The organism is Mesorhizobium sp. WSM4850, from assembly GCF_055811735.1.
In genome coordinates, this window is sequence record NZ_JBVVPV010000006.1 from 97,532 (window position 1) to 113,557 (window position 16,026).

General features: G+C 63.3%; 14 protein-coding genes and 1 pseudogene. 6 read left to right on the forward strand and 9 right to left on the reverse strand.

The window, feature by feature from the left end:
• The first annotated feature begins 13 nt into the window (after positions 1 to 13).
• The 5 genes and pseudogenes from lptG to rsmA all read left to right on the forward strand — a co-directional run bounded on the left by lptG (position 14) and on the right by rsmA (position 6,539).
• The gene (gene lptG / locus AC0L2Z_RS09505) at positions 14 to 1,096 is read left to right on the forward strand and encodes an LPS export ABC transporter permease LptG (RefSeq protein ID WP_023800697.1); all 1,083 of its coding nucleotides are present in this window, start codon (positions 14 to 16) and stop codon (positions 1,094 to 1,096) included.
• 128 nt (positions 1,097 to 1,224) lie between these two features.
• Positions 1,225 to 3,513 carry an LPS-assembly protein LptD gene (locus tag AC0L2Z_RS09510; RefSeq protein ID WP_473477415.1) on the forward strand — a complete coding sequence of 763 codons (2,289 nt, stop codon included), beginning with the start codon at positions 1,225 to 1,227 and terminating at the stop codon, positions 3,511 to 3,513.
• 205 nt (positions 3,514 to 3,718) lie between these two features.
• The gene (locus tag AC0L2Z_RS09515) at positions 3,719 to 4,651 is read left to right on the forward strand and encodes a SurA N-terminal domain-containing protein (RefSeq protein ID WP_473627682.1); all 933 of its coding nucleotides are present in this window, start codon (positions 3,719 to 3,721) and stop codon (positions 4,649 to 4,651) included.
• Positions 4,648 to 5,677: pseudogene (gene pdxA / locus AC0L2Z_RS09520) on the forward strand (4-hydroxythreonine-4-phosphate dehydrogenase PdxA). The gene AC0L2Z_RS09515 and the pseudogene pdxA overlap by 4 nt, the downstream one beginning before the upstream one ends.
• Before the next feature lie 22 nt (positions 5,678 to 5,699).
• On the forward strand, positions 5,700 to 6,539 hold the full coding sequence (gene rsmA, locus AC0L2Z_RS09525; RefSeq protein WP_473587133.1) for a 16S rRNA (adenine(1518)-N(6)/adenine(1519)-N(6))-dimethyltransferase RsmA: 840 nt from the start codon (positions 5,700 to 5,702) through the stop codon (positions 6,537 to 6,539).
• Between the two features lie 12 nt (positions 6,540 to 6,551).
• Here the strand turns inward: rsmA and gmk are convergent, their stop codons facing one another.
• The 9 genes from gmk to fabD form a co-directional block, all read right to left on the reverse strand.
• Entirely contained in the window at positions 6,552 to 7,226 is a 675-nt protein-coding gene (gene gmk, locus AC0L2Z_RS09530) for a guanylate kinase (RefSeq protein WP_027152668.1), read from the reverse strand.
• A 5-nt stretch (positions 7,227 to 7,231) separates the two neighbouring features.
• Positions 7,232 to 8,122 carry a YicC/YloC family endoribonuclease gene (locus AC0L2Z_RS09535; RefSeq protein WP_287174194.1) on the reverse strand — a complete coding sequence of 297 codons (891 nt, stop codon included), beginning with the start codon at positions 8,120 to 8,122 and terminating at the stop codon, positions 7,232 to 7,234.
• 179 nt (positions 8,123 to 8,301) lie between these two features.
• Positions 8,302 to 9,540 (reverse strand): endolytic transglycosylase MltG, encoded by a 1,239-nt coding sequence (gene mltG / locus AC0L2Z_RS09540; RefSeq protein ID WP_473627684.1) that lies wholly within the window; start codon positions 9,538 to 9,540, stop codon positions 8,302 to 8,304.
• A gap of 102 nt (positions 9,541 to 9,642) precedes the next feature.
• Positions 9,643 to 10,905, reverse strand: a complete 1,263-nt coding sequence (gene fabF, locus AC0L2Z_RS09545; protein ID WP_473627686.1) for a beta-ketoacyl-ACP synthase II — start codon at positions 10,903 to 10,905, stop codon at positions 9,643 to 9,645.
• Between the two features lie 34 nt (positions 10,906 to 10,939).
• Entirely contained in the window at positions 10,940 to 11,176 is a 237-nt protein-coding gene (locus AC0L2Z_RS09550) for an acyl carrier protein (protein ID WP_006203723.1), read from the reverse strand.
• Positions 11,177 to 11,365: 189 nt separating this feature from the next.
• Positions 11,366 to 12,103, reverse strand: coding sequence for a 3-oxoacyl-[acyl-carrier-protein] reductase (fabG, locus tag AC0L2Z_RS09555; protein ID WP_023800706.1), 738 nt, complete (start codon positions 12,101 to 12,103; stop codon positions 11,366 to 11,368).
• 42 nt (positions 12,104 to 12,145) lie between these two features.
• A complete protein-coding gene (locus AC0L2Z_RS09560; protein ID WP_473627688.1) occupies positions 12,146 to 12,412 on the reverse strand; it encodes a type II toxin-antitoxin system RelE family toxin in 267 nt (88 codons plus the stop codon).
• Positions 12,396 to 12,617 (reverse strand): type II toxin-antitoxin system RelB family antitoxin, encoded by a 222-nt coding sequence (gene relB / locus AC0L2Z_RS09565; RefSeq protein ID WP_091590868.1) that lies wholly within the window; start codon positions 12,615 to 12,617, stop codon positions 12,396 to 12,398. The genes AC0L2Z_RS09560 and relB overlap by 17 nt, the downstream gene beginning before the upstream one ends.
• 83 nt (positions 12,618 to 12,700) lie before the next feature.
• Positions 12,701 to 13,642, reverse strand: a complete 942-nt coding sequence (gene fabD / locus AC0L2Z_RS09570; RefSeq protein ID WP_473627690.1) for an ACP S-malonyltransferase — start codon at positions 13,640 to 13,642, stop codon at positions 12,701 to 12,703.
• 267 nt (positions 13,643 to 13,909) lie between these two features.
• Here fabD and AC0L2Z_RS09575 point away from each other — a divergent pair, with 267 nt between their 5' ends.
• Complete coding sequence (locus tag AC0L2Z_RS09575) at positions 13,910 to 15,835, forward strand: LTA synthase family protein (RefSeq protein ID WP_473627692.1); 1,926 nt, start codon at positions 13,910 to 13,912, stop codon at positions 15,833 to 15,835.
• Positions 15,836 to 16,026 lie beyond the last annotated feature (191 nt).

Sequence of the window (16,026 nt, forward strand, 5' to 3'; positions counted from 1 at the left end):
GCTGGACACGCTAATGGGCTGGACTCTGGGCAGATACTTCTTCTTCCGCTACGTGACGATCACCATCTGGTTCTTCATCGGCCTCCTGGCGCTTGTGTTCCTGATCGACTTCACCGAGCTTTCCGGCCGCACGACCGGCTTGCCGGGTTTTACCTACGGCACGGCGTTTGCCATCTCAGGATTGCGAATGCCGATGATCATGCTGCAGACGGTGCCGTTCGTCGGCCTGTTCTCGGCGATGGCGACGCTGGTCTCGCTTAATCGCAGGTATGAACTGGTCATCGCGCGTTCCGCCGGCGTATCCGCATGGCAATTCCTGCTGCCGTGCTGCATCGGGGCGCTGCTGTTCGGGGTGTTGTCGGTCGGTGTCATCAATCCGATCGCCGCGTATGCGTTTTCCTGGTCCGAAAAAATCGAAACCCAGCTCCGCTCCGGCAAGTCGAACACCGTCTCGGCTGACGCCGAGCCCTGGATCCGGCAGAAAACCAGTTCCGGCGATACTATCATCGGCGCGCGCGCCATCCTCAATCAAGGCCTGGAGATGGCCGACGCCGCCTTCTTCGTCCTCAACCCGCAAGGCGACATCGTCGAACGCAAGGACGCAGCGCACGCCTATTTGCGGGATGGCTACTGGGAACTGCAGGACGTCAAGGTGTTCCGGGACGGCAACATCCAATCGGTGGCAACCGACCGCATACCGACCGATCTCAAGCCCGAGTTCGTGCAAGAGCGGCTGGCGCGCCCGGAAACCATCCCTTTCTACGATCTGCCCGGCAAGATCGAGGTTGCCCGCTCCTTCGGCCTCAAGGCAAATGCCTTTGCCATGCAATTTGATTCACTGGTAGCGCTGCCGTTCCTTCTCGTCGCCATGACTTTGATCGCCGCAACGGTGTCGATGCGATTTGCGAGGATGGGACAATCCGCGACGATGATTCTGGGTGGCGTCCTGGCCGGGTTTCTGCTTTATGTCGTGACAGTGCTGGTCAAGGCATTCGGCGTGGCGGGATTCGTACCCACAGTCGTCGCTGCGTGGGTTCCGGTTGTCGTGGCTATGTTCTTCGGGGTGACTTTCTTGCTGTACAAGGAAGACGGCTAGTGAGGGGGGCGGTTTTGCGCATCCATAGGCATGCCGATTCGGCGCGCCTCTATGGGGCGAGCGCCTTGGCGTGCCTGCTCGCTTGCGTCGTTCCGAGTATCCCGGCTTTTGCCCAGGATATCAGCGGCATGGCAGCCGACGTTCCCACCGGTTCGCAAATGCTGCTGGCGGCAGATACGCTGGTCTATGACAATGACAACCAGACCGTAACGGCCGTCGGCGGCGTGCAGATCGATTATGGCGGCAACCGCCTCGTCGCCCAGCGGGTAGAATACAATCGCAACACCAAGCGGCTCGTCGCCAGCGGCAATGTCGAGGTCATCAACAGCGACGGCACCAAGATCTATTCGCAGCATGTCGACATCACCGACGATTTTGCCGACGGCTTCGTCAACGCGCTGCGTGTCGAAACCGTCGACAAGACCTATTTCGCCGCCGAAAGCGCGGAACGCATGGGCGGCGTGCTGACGACGTTCCACAACGGCGTCTACACGGCCTGCGAGCCGTGCGAGGACAAGCCGGACAAAGCGCCTACCTGGCGCATCAAGGCCAGAAAGATCATCTGGAACGGCGAAAAGAAGACGGTTCGCTTCGAGAATTCGAATTTCGAGTTCTTCGGCTTTCCGCTCGCCTATCTGCCGGCCTTCGAGATTGCCGACCCGACCGTCAAGCGCAAGAGCGGCTTCCTGATCCCCAGCATCGCTTACAAGAGCGACCTCGGCCTCGGCGTCAAAGTCCCCTATTATTTCGCGCTCTCACCAACCTACGACCTCACCGTCACCGGCAGCGGCTATACCAGGCAGGGCTTTCTCGGCGAAGCCGAGTGGCGCCAGCGCTTCAACAACGGCCAGTACAGTCTGAAGATCGCCGGCATCCGGCAAGAGGATCCCGACGAGTTTATCGACGACGACGGGCGCAATGTCGATTCGGGTGCGGCCGGCGACCCGAACGAGTTCCGCGGCATGATGGGCACCAAGGGCCAGTTCGCTATCAATCCGCGCTGGGACTTCGGCTGGGACGTCCTGCTGCAGACCGACAAGAACTTCTCACGCACCTACGCCATCGAAGACTTCGGCGACAGCGTGCATCGCTCCTCGATCTACCTGACCGGCCTCAACGGCCGCAACTATTTCGACGTGCGCGCCATGCGCTTTGTGGTCCAGGAAGAGGCACTCCCTGACGATCCGACCGCGCGCGCCGGCAAACAGCCCTGGGTGCTGCCCTCGCTCGACTACGCCTACATCCCCGACATGGCGGTGGGCGGCGGGCAGCTGTCGCTCAATATCAATGCGCAGGCTATCAGCCGCGACAGGCTGGATAGGGCCCTTGCCGATCCGAACAACGCTGCGTCCGTCACCAGTGTACGCGGCATCGAGGGCCAATCGGGCCGTCTCACTGCCGAAGCGGAATGGAAGCGCACCTTCACCACCGATGGCGGGCTGCTGCTGACGCCCCTGCTGGCGCTGCGCGGCGATGCCGGCTATGTCAACGCCTCTTCGGGATCGCTCAATGCCATCAATCAGATGGCGTCTAACCTCGGCGTCGACGACGATACGCGATCGTCGCTCGCCCGCTTCATGGCAACCGCCGGACTGGAAATGCGCTGGCCGGTGCTGTTCTCGTCGACCAGTTCCAGTCACATCTTCGAGCCGATGGCGCAGGTGTTCGTGCGTCCGAACGAGCAATATGTCGGCGGCCTCGCTGTTCCCAACGAGGACGCGCAGAGCTTCGTCTTTGATGCCACTACATTGTTCGAGCGCGACAAGTTCTCCGGCTACGACCGCTTGGAAGGCGGCACGCGCGCCAATGTTGGGCTGCGCTATTCCGGCGCCTATGACAATGGCTGGAGCACCAACGCGCTATTCGGCCAATCCTACCAGCTTGACGGCCAGAACTCCTTCGACGCGCCGGACCTGGTCAACGTCGGCGAAGATTCGGGCCTGGAGACCGCGAGCTCCGATTATGTCGGCCTTGTCGGATTCAACAGCCCCGGCGGGCTTTCCGGCTCGGTCAGCGGCCGCTTCGACGAGCAGAGCTTCGAGATTCGCCGCGCCGAGGTGAAGGCAGCCTATTCCGGCCTGCCGATTTCGTTCAGCGCCAAATACGCCTTCATCCAGGCTCAGCCGCTCTATGGTTTCACGACCGATCGTCACGAGGTCACGCTCGGCGCCTCGGCGCAACTTGCTGAGAACTGGCGTGTCTTCGGTACCGGCACCTACGATCTCGAGCAAAGCGTCCTGGTCAAGGACGGGGTCGGCTTTGCCTATAGTGATGATTGCTTCACCTACTTGATGACGTTCTCGGAATCCCGCGACCTGAGCACCAAGGAAGTGTCGCAGAATATCGGTTTCAACCTGTCGTTTCGCACGCTCGGCGATTTCGGCTCGACGCAAAGCTCCTTCAACACTGTCCAGTAGCAGACCACTGGCCAATAACGGACAGGCGGAACGGGCGGCCGGCCAACACACCAGCCCGAAAAATTCAAAGTGTCTTGAGCATACGTCGTGTGTCAAAGTGGACGCACTTCGCAGCTAACGACATCGTTTCGCCGCATAGGGCAGGCACGGGTTCCAGTTCCCTCAAAATGCGATAAAATTGGGCCGCAACCGAGATAGGATTGGGATGCTTTCGATGAGGAAATACCTCTTTTCGGCAGGGTTCGCGCTGCTGGTGGCGGCGACCTCAGCCTCGATCACCATGATGACGCCGCCGGCTTTCGCCAGCCAGATCAAATACGTCGTCAACAACGTACCGATCACCACTGGCGACATCCAGCATCGGGCTGCCTTCCTGCGCCTGCAGCGCAAGAAGGGCAATGCCGCCGAGGAAATGATCGAGCAGACGCTGCGCGTCGCCGAAGCCAAGCGTCTCGGCATCCGCATCACCGACGCCCAGGTCGAGGCTGCCTATCAGCGCTTTGCCACGACCAACAAGATGCAACTCAAGCAACTCGATGGCGTCATGGCGCAGTCCGGCGTCGGCAAGGAGCATTTCAAGGAGTTCATCCGCTCCCAGATGGCCTGGAACCAGGCGCTGACCGCGCGCCATCGCTCGGAGAGCGGCGGCTCCGTGAGCGAGCAGGACGCAGTCAGGCGCATGCTCGACAAGGGCGGCAACAAGCCGACCGCCATGGAGTACATGCTGCAGCAGGTCATTTTCGTCGTGCCGGCGGCCGAGCGCAGCGCGACGCTGTCCAAGCGCAAGCGCGAGGCCGACGCTATGCGCGCCCGCTTCAACGGCTGCAACACCTCGCGCGAATTCGCCAAGGGCCTGATCGACGTCACCGTTCGCGATCTCGGCCGGATACTGGCGCCGCAATTGCCGCCGGACTGGGCCGACCAGATCAAGGCCACCAAGGTCGGCGGCGCCACCCCCACGCGCGAAACAGACCGCGGCGTCGAGTTCATCGGCATCTGCTCGTCGCGCGAAGTGTCCGACGACAAGGCCGCCCAGATGGTGTTCCAGAGCGAAGGCTCGAGTGGCAAGGACGCCGACGAGCTCTCCACGAAATATGTCGAGGAGTTGCGGAAGAAAGCCCGCATCGTCGAGCGCTGAAGCCGCCAGAGGCAGCGCTGGCGCTGAGCGCCGGTGATCCATCCGGTGTTGGGCCGGAAATCGCCATTGCCGCCTGGCAGGCGCGCGACAGCGCAGGTGTGCCGCCCTTCTACCTTATAGCCGATCCGGCGCTGATTGCCGCACGGGCGCGCCTGCTCGGCGCCGATGTGCCAATCACGGAGACAGTGCCAGCCGAAGCGGAGCGCGTCTTTGAGCGCGCCCTGCCCGTCATGCCGCTTGCCGCCCGCTTCGTCGACGACCCCGGCCGGCCGGACCCGGCCAACGCCGCCGGCATCATCGAGGCCATCGACCGCGCTGTTGACGACTGCCTTGGCGGTCGCGCGGCGGCGGTCGTTACGTGCCCGATCGCCAAGAAGCCGCTCTACGATGCCGGCTTCCGTTTTCCCGGTCACACTGAGTATCTGGCGCATCTGGCGACGCTCCACACCGGCGCACAAGCGATGCCGGTGATGATGCTTGCCGGTCCCGAGTTGCGCACGGTTCCGGTCACCATCCACATTGCACTGCGCGAGGTGCCGGAAGCGCTGACGACGGAATTGATCGTCGCGACCGCCCGCATCACCGCCGCCGACCTCGAATATCGCTTCGGCATTGCCAAGCCGCGGCTTGCCGTTGCCGGCCTCAATCCGCATGCCGGTGAAGGCGGCGCGATGGGCGCCGAGGACGAGCGCATCATCCGCCCGGCGATCGAAAGGCTGAGGGCGGAGGGCATCGACGCTTTCGGGCCGCTGCCGGCCGACACGCTGTTCCACGCCCGCGCCCGAGCCGGCTACGATGTGGCGCTGTGCATGTATCACGATCAGGCGCTAATCCCGGCTAAGGCGCTGGCGTTCGACGAGGCGGTCAACGTTACGCTCGGCCTACCCTTCATCCGCACTTCACCGGATCACGGCACCGCTTTCGATATCGCCGGCAAGGGCATAGCCCGGACCGACAGCCTGATCGCGGCGCTCAGGCTCGGCCCGCAGGCTTGCGGACATCGGGGCGAAGGCTGCCGCCGCATGAGGCTTTGCATGAGAGCGGTCGCATGAGCATCGACGGGCTGCCGCCGTTACGCGCGGTGATCGAACGCCATGGGTTGCAGGCAAAAAAGGCGCTCGGCCAGAATTTCCTGCTCGACCTCAACCTTACCGGCAAGGTCGCGCGTGCCGCCGGCGACCTGACCGACGCCACGGTAATCGAGGTCGGTCCGGGTCCAGGTGGCCTGACCCGGGCGCTGCTTTCCCACGGCGCGGCTCGGGTCATCGCCATCGAGCGCGACGAGCGCTGCCTGGCAGCGCTCGCGGAGGTGTCAGATCACTATCCGGGCCGTTTGGAAATCATTGCCGGCGACGCGTTGAAGACGGATTTTGCAGCGCTTGCCGAAGGCGCACATGGAGGCAATGGATCTGTGAGGATCGTCGCCAATCTCCCCTACAATATCGGCACCGAACTTTTGATACGCTGGCTGACCGTCGCCGAGTGGCCGCCCTTTTACGCATCGATGACGCTTATGTTCCAGCGCGAGGTGGCCGAGCGCATCGTCGCCCGCCCCGGCAGCGATGCCTATGGCCGGCTGGGCGTGCTGGCAGGCTGGCGGACGGAGGCAAAAATCGCTTTCGACGTGCCGCCGCAAGCCTTCACGCCGCCGCCCAAGGTGGTGTCGTCGGTGGTGCATCTGGTGCCGCGGGCAAATCCGCTGCCCGCCGAAGTCAAGAAGCTCGGCCGCGTTACCGAAGCAGCCTTCGGCCAGCGCCGCAAAATGCTGCGGCAGAGCGTCAAGAGCCTCGGCGGCGAAGCCCTGCTCACCCGCGCCGGCATCGATCCGACGCGGCGGGCGGAAACCTTGAGCGTCGAGGAATTCGTGCGACTGACCAACGCGGTGTGATTGCGCCGGCCCCTAGTCCGTCTTCTCGTCGAGCAGCCCCGAGACGAAATCGAACAGCCCGGGCCGGCGGTCGCGTCTGAGCCGCTCGGCGATGACTATGCCGCGTACCTCGGCGAAGGCACGGTCGAGATCGTCGTTGATGATGACGAAATCATATTCTTTCCAGTGCTCGATCTCGTTGCGAGCGTTCTTCAGACGGGTCTCGATCACCGATTCCTGGTCCTCGGCGCGGCGCTTCAGCCGCGCCTTCAACTCTTTCATCGAGGGCGGCAGGATGAAGATCGAGACGATGTCGGCGCGCATCTTCTCCTTGAGCTGCTGGGCGCCCTGCCAGTCGATGTCGAACAACATGTCGCGGCCCTGTGCCAGCGCCAGTTCGGCCGGCTCACGCGGCGTGGCATAGCAATTGCCATGCACTTCGGCCCATTCAAGCAGTTCGTCCGAATCGCGCAGCCGCTCGAACTCACGCATAGTGCGGAAATGATAGTGGACGCCTTCGATCTCGCTGCCGCGGCGCGGCCGCGTGGTGACGGAGACCGACAGTTCGAGACTGGAATCGCTCTCCAGAAGATTGCGCGCGATCGTCGACTTGCCGGCGCCGGACGGCGACGACAGCACGAGCATCAAACCCCGCCGGCGAATGCGGGAACCCAAATCCCTGGCAACCATAGGCTCCTTGGCGACCATCAGGGTTACTCCAGATTCTGGACCTGTTCGCGAAACTGGTCGACGACCGCCTTCAGCTCCAGCCCTATGGCGGTGATCGCAGCGGCGTTCGACTTCGAACACAGCGTATTCGATTCGCGGTTGAATTCCTGCGCCAGAAAATCGAGCTTGCGGCCGATGGCGCCGCCGCCTGCCAGCAGCACCCGGCCGGATGCCACATGTGTCTTCAGCCGGTCGATCTCCTCGCGGATGTCGGCCTTGGTGGCCAGGAACGCCGCTTCCATATGCAACCGGCTGGCGTCGAGATTGGCGGAGGCATCCATCAGCAGCCGCACCTGCTCGGTAATCCGTTCGCGGATCACCGCCGGCTCGCGCGACGGATCGGCCTCGGCGCGCAGCGTCAGCGCCTCGATAGCGTCGATATGACCGGACAGCAGCGAGCGCAGGGCGGCGCCCTCGCCCTGGCGTGCCTGCTCCAGCCCGCCCAGCGCCACTTCGAGCGCCGAGAGTATCGCGCTGTCAAGCGCCGCCCGCGCCTCTTCGGTTTCGACGGTTTCGGGGATGTCGAGCACGCCGCGCAGCGAAAGCAGCCCGTCGGCTGTCGCAGGCGCTGCGCCGAACATCTCCTGCAGCCGCTGGGCCAGCCCCGCCAGATCTCTCAGGAAGGCCTCGTTGACCACGGGCTGCGCCTGCTGGCCGGGTGCGCGGCCGACGGTCAGCGTTGCCTGGAAATTGCCGCGCGCAAAGCGCTTCTGCACCGTCTGCCTGACGGCCGGCTCAAGCCGCTCGAGGCCTTGCGGCAGCCGCAGCCTGACCTCGACGCTCTTGCCGTTGACCGACTTGACCTCCCAGGCGATCGACGTGCCGTCATGTTCGGCGACGGCCCGTGCAAAACCGGTCATGCTCTGCAAATTCATGATGCCCTTGCTTCCCCCTGGCGCATGATCCCGGAAGCGGTTCCGGGCCAGATCGTGCGCGGCTTCAAAATCCGGAGCGCCTGTTCGCGTCGAATCGGACGCAGGGCGCTCCTGATGACAAAATCAGCACGTCCCGGCCGTCAGACGAATCGGAGGGACGACTTCACAACCGTCCGGCGCTACTGCGCCGCCGCTCCGGCGTCGCCATCGCCGTCGTCAACCGGCGCGTCGGTCTGACCTTCCACCTTGGCGGCGTCGGCCTTGGCAGCACCGGCCTTGGCGGCTTCATCGGCCAGTTCCTTCTGCAGCGCCCGGTAGCGGGCGACGTTCTCGTTGTGCTCGGCGAGCGTCGCGGCAAAGACGTGACCGCCGGTGCCGTCGGCAACGAAATACAGGTCGTCGGTCTTCGACGGATTGGCGACGGCTTCCAGTGCCGCACGGCCAGGATTGGCGATCGGCGTCGGCGGCAAGCCGTTGATCAGATAAGTGTTGTAGGGCGTCGGCTTCTTGATGTCAGACTGATAAATCGGGCGGTCGGCGGGTTTGCCCTTGCCGCCGAACAGGCCGTAGATAATGGTCGGGTCGGACTGCAGCCGCATGCCCTTGGCCAACCGGTTGAGGAAGACGGCCGCGACCCGCGAGCGTTCGTCGCCCTTGCCCGTCTCTTTCTCGACGATCGAAGCCAGGGTGACGAAGTCTTCGACACTGGCCAGAGGCAGATCGGAGGCGCGCCGCTGCCAGACTTCCTCGACAAGCTTCTTCTGGTCCGCCAAAAGCTTTTCGACCATCTGCTGGCGTGTCGCGCCGCGGGTGAAACGCAGCGTGTCGGTAGCAAGGCTGCCCTCGGGTGGAATGGTCCCCGGCATATCGCCATCGAGCGCTGCCTGATCGGCGATGCGCTGCAGCGCCTGCTCGACCGTCAGCCCCTCGGGGACGGTCAGCGAATACATCACCGACTTGCCGCTCTTCAGCAACTCCATGATGTCGCGCATCGAGGCCTGCGGCTTGATCTCGTATTCGCCGGCCTTCAGAGCGGAATCATTGCCAAAAGCGCGCACGCCAAGGCGGAAGATGCGCGCGTCGCTGATCAGTCCGCGCCGCTCGAGCTGCTCTGCAATCTCCTGAACGCCGGTGTTCGGCTTGACCAGGAAGGTGTCGGCATTGGCCGAAGGGCCGGGCTCGTTGAATTCCTGCTTGCCGAAATACAATGCAAAGCCAGCCGCCAGAACCATCAGCATCACCAGGGAGATGACGAAGTTCATGAACACGACGAACTGGCTGCGCGAGGCGCGCGAGCGCTTGGGCGGCGGCGTGCCGGCTTCAGGCCGCAATGCCTCGCTGGCCGTTTTCGGCACGATCGGGCCCGACGGTGCGGACCGTTGCCCGAATTGCCCGTTGTCCGCCGAATTTGTGCTCATGGCGCCCTACCGTTTGATCTTGTAACGAATCCCCTTGGGCACAGTAGGGGCGAATATGGCAAAATTGACGACACGCATAGACCGTGCCGGTCGGCGGACCGGTCAGCCATTGTAGCGCTGGAAGACCAGCGAGGCGTTGGTGCCGCCGAAGCCGAAGGAATTGGACAGCGCCACATCGATTTGGCGGGCGCGCGGCTTGTGCGGCACCAGGTCGATCGCCGTTTCGCGCTCCGGGTTGTCGAGATTGATGGTGGCCGGCGCGGTGTTGTCGCGAATGGCGAGGATCGAAAAAATCGCCTCGGCGGCGCCCGCCGCCCCCAGAAGGTGGCCTATCGACGACTTGGTCGACGACATCGATATTTTCGACGCGGCGTTGCCGACCAGCCGCTCGACGGCGCCGAGCTCGATCGTGTCGGCCATGGTCGAGGTGCCGTGCGCATTGATGTAGTCGACGTCTGCGGGCGTCAGCTTGGCCCGGTTCAGCGCCGCAACCATGCAACGGAAGGCGCCGTCACCATCTTCGGCCGGCGCGGTGATGTGATAGGCATCGCCGGTCAAGCCGTAACCGGTGACCTCGGCATAGATCTTAGCGCCGCGCGCCTTGGCGTGTTCCAGTTCCTCCAGAATGACGACGCCGGCGCCCTCGCCCATGACGAAGCCGTCGCGGTCGCGGTCATAGGGACGCGAGGCCGTTTCCGGAGCGTCGTTGCGGTCGGTCGACAGCGCCCGGCAAGCGGCGAAGCCGGCGATCGACAGCCGCGTCACCGGCGCTTCCGTGCCGCCTGCGACCATCACGTCGGCATCGCCCCACATGATCAGCCGGGCGGCATCGCCGATAGCATGCGCGCCAGTGGAGCAAGCGGTGACGACGGCGTGGTTGGGGCCTTTCAGCCCATGCCGGATCGAAACCTGGCCGGATACGAGATTGATGATCTGGCCGGGGATGAAGAACGGGCTGATGCGGCGCGGGCCGCGCTCCTTCAGGATCATCGCGTTCTCGGCGATGCCTTCGATGCCGCCGATGCCGGAGCCGATCAGCACGCCGGTGGCGCACTGCTCCTGATGCGTCTTCGGCGCCCACCCCGAATCCTTCAGCGCCTCGTCGGCGGCCGCGATCCCGTAGAGGATGAAGTCGCCGATCTTGCGCAGTTCCTTCGGCTCGAGAACGGTCTCGGGATTGAAGGTGGCATTCTCACCATTGCCGCGCGGGATGACGTGGGCGACCTTGCAGGCAAGATCCTCCACCTCGAACTCAGTGATGCGCTTGGCTGCGCTGCGGCCGGTCAGAAGTTCCTTCCAGCCATGCTCAAAGCCTACGCCGAACGGCGAAAGCAGCCCAAGGCCCGTGACGACGACACGCCTCATCGCAGGTCCTCCTCGGTGATGACTGCAAATAGCGTCAGGCCGAAGCCTTGTCGATGTACTTCACCGCATCGCCGACAGTCAGGATGGTTTCGGCCGCATCGTCCGGGATCTCGACGCCGAATTCTTCTTCGAACGCCATGACGAGTTCGACCGTGTCGAGACTGTCCGCGCCCAGATCATCGATGAAGCTCGCCTGCTCCGTCACCTTGTCGGCATCGACGCCAAGGTGCTCGATAACGATCTTCTTGACGCGCTCTGCGGTGTCACTCATTTGGGCATCCTCGTCTTTTGTTTGTCTGTCTTCGTTAGCGGGCAGAATGCCGCTAATCAAGCTGAAAGATGGTCCTGTCGGAAACGCAACGGCACCGGACCGGTTTTTGCCCGAACCGCCGGGTTGCGGGCCGCAGTACACGAAAATAGGCCGGGCTCCAAGGTGAAAAGGGGTGTTTTCCCGCAACTTTCAAATCATCGCCATGCCGCCATTGACGTGAATGGTCTGGCCGGTGACATAGGCGGCTTCGTTGGAAGCGAGGTAGGCGACGGCGGAGGCGACTTCGGCGCTGGTGCCCATGCGCCGTGTCGGAATCGCCGCCATGATCGCCTCTTTCTGCTTGTCGTTGAGCTTGTCGGTCATCGCCGATTCGATGAAGCCCGGGGCGACGCAGTTGACGGTGATGTTGCGCGTGGCGATCTCCTGCGCCAGCGACTTGGAAAAGCCGATCATGCCGGCCTTGGAGGCGCAGTAGTTGGTTTGGCCGGGATTGCCGGTGACGCCAACCACAGAGGTGATGTTGATGATGCGGCCGTGCCGGCGCCGCATCATCGGATGGGTGAGTTCGCGGGTCAGCCGGAACACGGCGGTCAGATTGACCTCGAGCACCGAATCCCAGTCGGCGTCCGCCATGCGCACGAACAGCCCGTCCTTGGTGATGCCGGCATTGTTGACGAGAATGTCGACGCCTTCGAGATCGGCCTCGACCTTCTGGCCGAGCGCCTTGACCTCGTCGCGATTGGAAAGGTTCGCCGGGAACAGCTTGACCCGGTCGCCGAGCTCGGCCGCCAGCGTTTCCAGCTTCTCGACGCGGGTGCCGTGCAGGCCGACGACAGCGCCCTGCGCATGCAGCACCCTGGCGATCGCCTCGCCGATGCCTCCCGATGCGCCTGTGACGAGCGCCTTGCGGCCGGTCAATTCGAACATTTCTTTGATCCTCTTCCAAATCGGACAGGCCGGCGAATGTGGCTACCTGTAGACATCACTGCGGTGGCCTATTGTAACCACCAGAATGACGAGCCGCTTGTCCTGCACATCGCAGATAATTCGATAATCCCCAACCCGGTACCTCCAAAAAGTCGCTAACGGTCCCTTCAGCGGCTTGCCGGCTTCACGCGGATTGTCGAGGGCGGCAATACGGTTCTCGATGAAGTCGCGGAGCCGGTGACGTGTCTGCGGATCCAGTTTTTCCATAAATTTGCGCGCCGACCGGGCATATTCAAGCGTCCAGGCCACGCCAGAAGTCCTCGGCTGTCATGACGTCCTCCTCGCCACTTCTGATCCGCTCCAGCACTTCGGCCGCGAGGTAATAGTCTTCCACGTCCTCAAGACCGCGCTCGATGAGTTCGCGCAGATAATAAGCTTTACTGCGGCCAGTCCTGGCCGCGAGAAAATCCAGACGCTCTTCGATTTCGGGGGCAAGTCGGATTGATGTCGGCATTCCGATCTCCTGTGAATACATGTATTCACATATCCCGACGAGGCTAAGAATTCAAGCGCCCGCATCAGCCGGACGCGCGTGGTTCAATCGAGCGCCGCCAGCGCCGCCTCGACATCGGCCGGCGTGCCGACCGCGCCGGTGGCGATGTCGCGGTTGATGCGCCGCGCCAGTCCCGACAGCACCTTGCCGGCGCCCACCTCGTACAGCGTCGCAATGCCGTTGGCGCCAAACCATTCCACCGTTTCGCGCCAGCGCACGCGCCCCGTCACCTGTTCGACCAGGCGGTGGGCGATTGCATCCGGATCGCTGGACGGCGTGACCGACACGTTGGAAACCACGGGTACGATCGGCGCGTTCTTCGTCACGCCGGCCAGCGCCTCGCGCATGACCTCGGCCGCCGGTGCCATCAGCGCCGAATGGAAAGGCGCCGAGACCTGCAGCATCAGCACCCGCTTGGCGCCCTTTTCCGTGCACAGCTTCGCCGCCTGCTCGACCGCCGCCCTGGCGCCGGAGATCACCAGTTGGCCACCGCCATTGTCGTTCGCGATCTGGCAAATCGAATCTTTGGCCGCTTCAGCGCAGGCGGCTTCGACATCTGCCTGTTCCAGCCCGATGATCGCCGCCATGGCGCCCTCGCCGGCCGGCACAGCCGCCTGCATGGCATTGCCGCGGATACGCAAGAGCCGGGCGGCATCGGCGACCGAAACGAAACCGGCGGCGGCAAGTGCCGAATATTCGCCGAGCGAATGGCCGGCGACATAGGCGACCTTGTGCTTCAGCGAGAGGCCGCGCGATTCCAGCGCCCGGATGGCGGCGAGCGACACAGCCATCAGCGCCGGCTGGGCATTGGAGGTCAGCGTCAGCCTCTCTTCCGGCCCTTCCCAGATCAGCTTCGACAGGTTTTCGCCGAGCGCGTCGTCGACCTCTTCGAAGATCTTCCGCGATTCCGGAAAGGCGTCGGCGAGGTCCTTGCCCATGCCGACAGCCTGGCTGCCCTGTCCCGGAAAGGTGAATGCGACGGCCATGCGTGCCTCCCAAGCGGCTGATTTTTCCTGCCTGTGACGCAAGGCAGGCTGACAAGTCAAGTCCGCTAGCAGCCCGACCCGGGCCGCTCCGGCTCGGTATCGCTGGCCGAGTACCTGTTCCAAAAGGCTTTTTTTCGATCACTCATGATGAAAATCGCTCACGATTCGTTTGCTGGCTCTTCTTATTTCAGCCACAGACGCTAGCTTTTCGTGACATATCGATGACAGCTGAATGACACTTTTGTGTATGGTCGGGGGAATTGTAAGGTGGCAAGGATCAAGAAAGGCGTTGGCAAATCCGCGCCACAGTTTCTAGAAGGCGATCCGGCCACCGGCTATCTGCCGGGCCGGAAATGGCCTGTTATCCGCTATGGCCTCGTCAGCCTTCTCGTCGCCACCATCCTGGTTTTTGCCATCGAACTGATCGTGCGCGGCGACTTTGCCGGCACCGTCGGCTTCTTCCTGCAGCCCTTCAAGCCGGGCTGGACCACCATCATCATCTTCGCGCTGATCCTGATCGGCCTCGATGCCGTGCTCGGCCGCAGCCACCAGAGCCTGATGATCGTTGCGCCGCTGACGCTGGCGCTGGCCTTTGTCGGCCACCAGAAATCGCTCTATCTCGGCGATCCGCTCTATCCGACCGATTTCCTCTATTCACGTCAGATCGTGGCGCTGATGCCGCTGCTGGTGCGAGAACGTCCGGGAACCGCCATCGCTCTGGCGGTCGGCATCGTCGGCAGCCTCTCGCTGCTCGTTTATGGCTGGCGGCTGTGGCGCCGCCGCGTACCGGCGCTCGGTCGCAAGGGGCGCCTGGCCCGGCTGACGCTGACCGTGCCGCTGCTCGCCTTCTTCGTGTCGATCATGGATTACGCGACGTTCTCGTGGACCCGCGACCGGCTGCAAATCATCCCGATCATGTGGGATCAGAAGGAAAATTACGCCTCCAACGGCTTCGCACTGGCCTTCGCCCTCAACGTGCCGATGGCCCATGTCCCCGCGCCTGCCGGCTACTCCGACAAGGCGATCGCGGCGATCGAAAGGCCTGACGTGAAGGCATCGGTGCCGGCCGAGAAGCCAGACATCATCATCGTCATGAGCGAATCCTTCTGGGATCCGACCGAACTGCCCGGCGTCACCATCACGCCCGATCCGATTCCCAATGTGCGGGCGTTGCGCTCCGGCCACGTGTTCTCGCCCGAATTCGGCGGCATGACCGCCAATGTCGAGTTCGAGGCGCTGACCGGCTTTTCCAACGCCTTCCTGCCGGCCGGCAGCATCCCCTACCAGCAATATGTCCGCGCGCCGGTGCCGTCGATGGCGACGTTCCTGAAGAGCCAGGGCTATGAGACACGCGCCATCCATCCGGGTACAAGCTGGTTCTGGAACCGAACGCCGGTCTATGCCGATTTCGGCTTCGACGACTTCAAGTCCGAAGAAAACATGCCATATCTCGAAAAGCGCGGGCCGCTGACGTCGGACGCGGCGATGACCGACGAGATCATCCGCGAAGCCGACGCCACGGACGATCCGTTCTTCTACTTCGCCGTCAGCCTGCAAAACCACGGACCCTATGAACCGAATCGCTATTACAATCCGACCCACAAGGTGCAGGCTCCGACCAGCCAGTGGGCAAAGGATTCGCTGCTGAGCTTCACGGAAGGCGCATCCGACGCCGACAAGAGCCTCGAGCGCCTCATCGAATGGGCGAAGAACCGGCGGCGACCGACGGTCATCGCCTTCTTCGGCGACCATCTGCCGCCGCTCGGTCCGGTCTATGTCGAGACCGGCTTCCTTAGGGATAACGTCGCGCCACGCAAGGAGCCGCCCGACCAGATGCTGCTGCATCACCGAACACCGCTGATCGTATGGTCCAACCGCACCGGTCCGGTCGCGGACATGGGCACTGTCAGTCCAGCCTTTCTGCCCTACCATGTCCTGACCACGGCCGGGATCAGCCACCCCTATTACACCGGCTTCCTCGGCCAGATGCGCGAGCGCTACAGCGTCGTCGACCGCAATTTGTTATTGACGCCGACGGGCGAGGATACGCCCGACTGGGCGCGCAAGAAGCAAATCGACCCGGCGATTCGCGATTTCCGTCTGCTGCAATACGACATGATGTTCGGCAAGCGCCGTGCAGCGCCCGATTTCTTCCCGGAGACGGTGAACAAGCGGGTCCCGCATACAAGCTGAAGATGCGCGACATGTCGTCCTGAGCGCGGCGGTTTTTCGGCTCGCCCTTGTCTTGCGGCCAAATTCCTGTATAGACGCCCGCAATCTGCCGGTCCTTGCTGGGGGCTGAACGGAGGGCCGGAGGTTTTTCGAAACCTTCGCGTGGAGCCAGAAGCGCTTCCGCCTCCCGTGTCTCCGCTCTCGACCGTCTC

What these genes read in the sequence shown, in the direction of transcription:
- lptG (WP_023800697.1), top strand. Translation starts at nt 14, where the DNA reads ATGGGCTGGACTCTGGGCAGATACTTCTTCTTCCGCTACGTGACGATC.
- AC0L2Z_RS09510 (WP_473477415.1), top strand. Translation starts at nt 1,225, where the DNA reads ATGGCAGCCGACGTTCCCACCGGTTCGCAAATGCTGCTGGCGGCAGAT.
- AC0L2Z_RS09515 (WP_473627682.1), top strand. Translation starts at nt 3,719, where the DNA reads ATGCTTTCGATGAGGAAATACCTCTTTTCGGCAGGGTTCGCGCTGCTG.
- rsmA (WP_473587133.1), top strand. Translation starts at nt 5,700, where the DNA reads ATGAGCATCGACGGGCTGCCGCCGTTACGCGCGGTGATCGAACGCCAT.
- gmk (WP_027152668.1), bottom strand. Translation starts at nt 7,226, where the DNA reads ATGGTCGCCAAGGAGCCTATGGTTGCCAGGGATTTGGGTTCCCGCATT.
- AC0L2Z_RS09535 (WP_287174194.1), bottom strand. Translation starts at nt 8,122, where the DNA reads ATGAATTTGCAGAGCATGACCGGTTTTGCACGGGCCGTCGCCGAACAT.
- mltG (WP_473627684.1), bottom strand. Translation starts at nt 9,540, where the DNA reads ATGAGCACAAATTCGGCGGACAACGGGCAATTCGGGCAACGGTCCGCA.
- fabF (WP_473627686.1), bottom strand. Translation starts at nt 10,905, where the DNA reads ATGAGGCGTGTCGTCGTCACGGGCCTTGGGCTGCTTTCGCCGTTCGGC.
- AC0L2Z_RS09550 (WP_006203723.1), bottom strand. Translation starts at nt 11,176, where the DNA reads ATGAGTGACACCGCAGAGCGCGTCAAGAAGATCGTTATCGAGCACCTT.
- fabG (WP_023800706.1), bottom strand. Translation starts at nt 12,103, where the DNA reads ATGTTCGAATTGACCGGCCGCAAGGCGCTCGTCACAGGCGCATCGGGA.
- relB (WP_091590868.1), bottom strand. Translation starts at nt 12,617, where the DNA reads ATGCCGACATCAATCCGACTTGCCCCCGAAATCGAAGAGCGTCTGGAT.
- fabD (WP_473627690.1), bottom strand. Translation starts at nt 13,642, where the DNA reads ATGGCCGTCGCATTCACCTTTCCGGGACAGGGCAGCCAGGCTGTCGGC.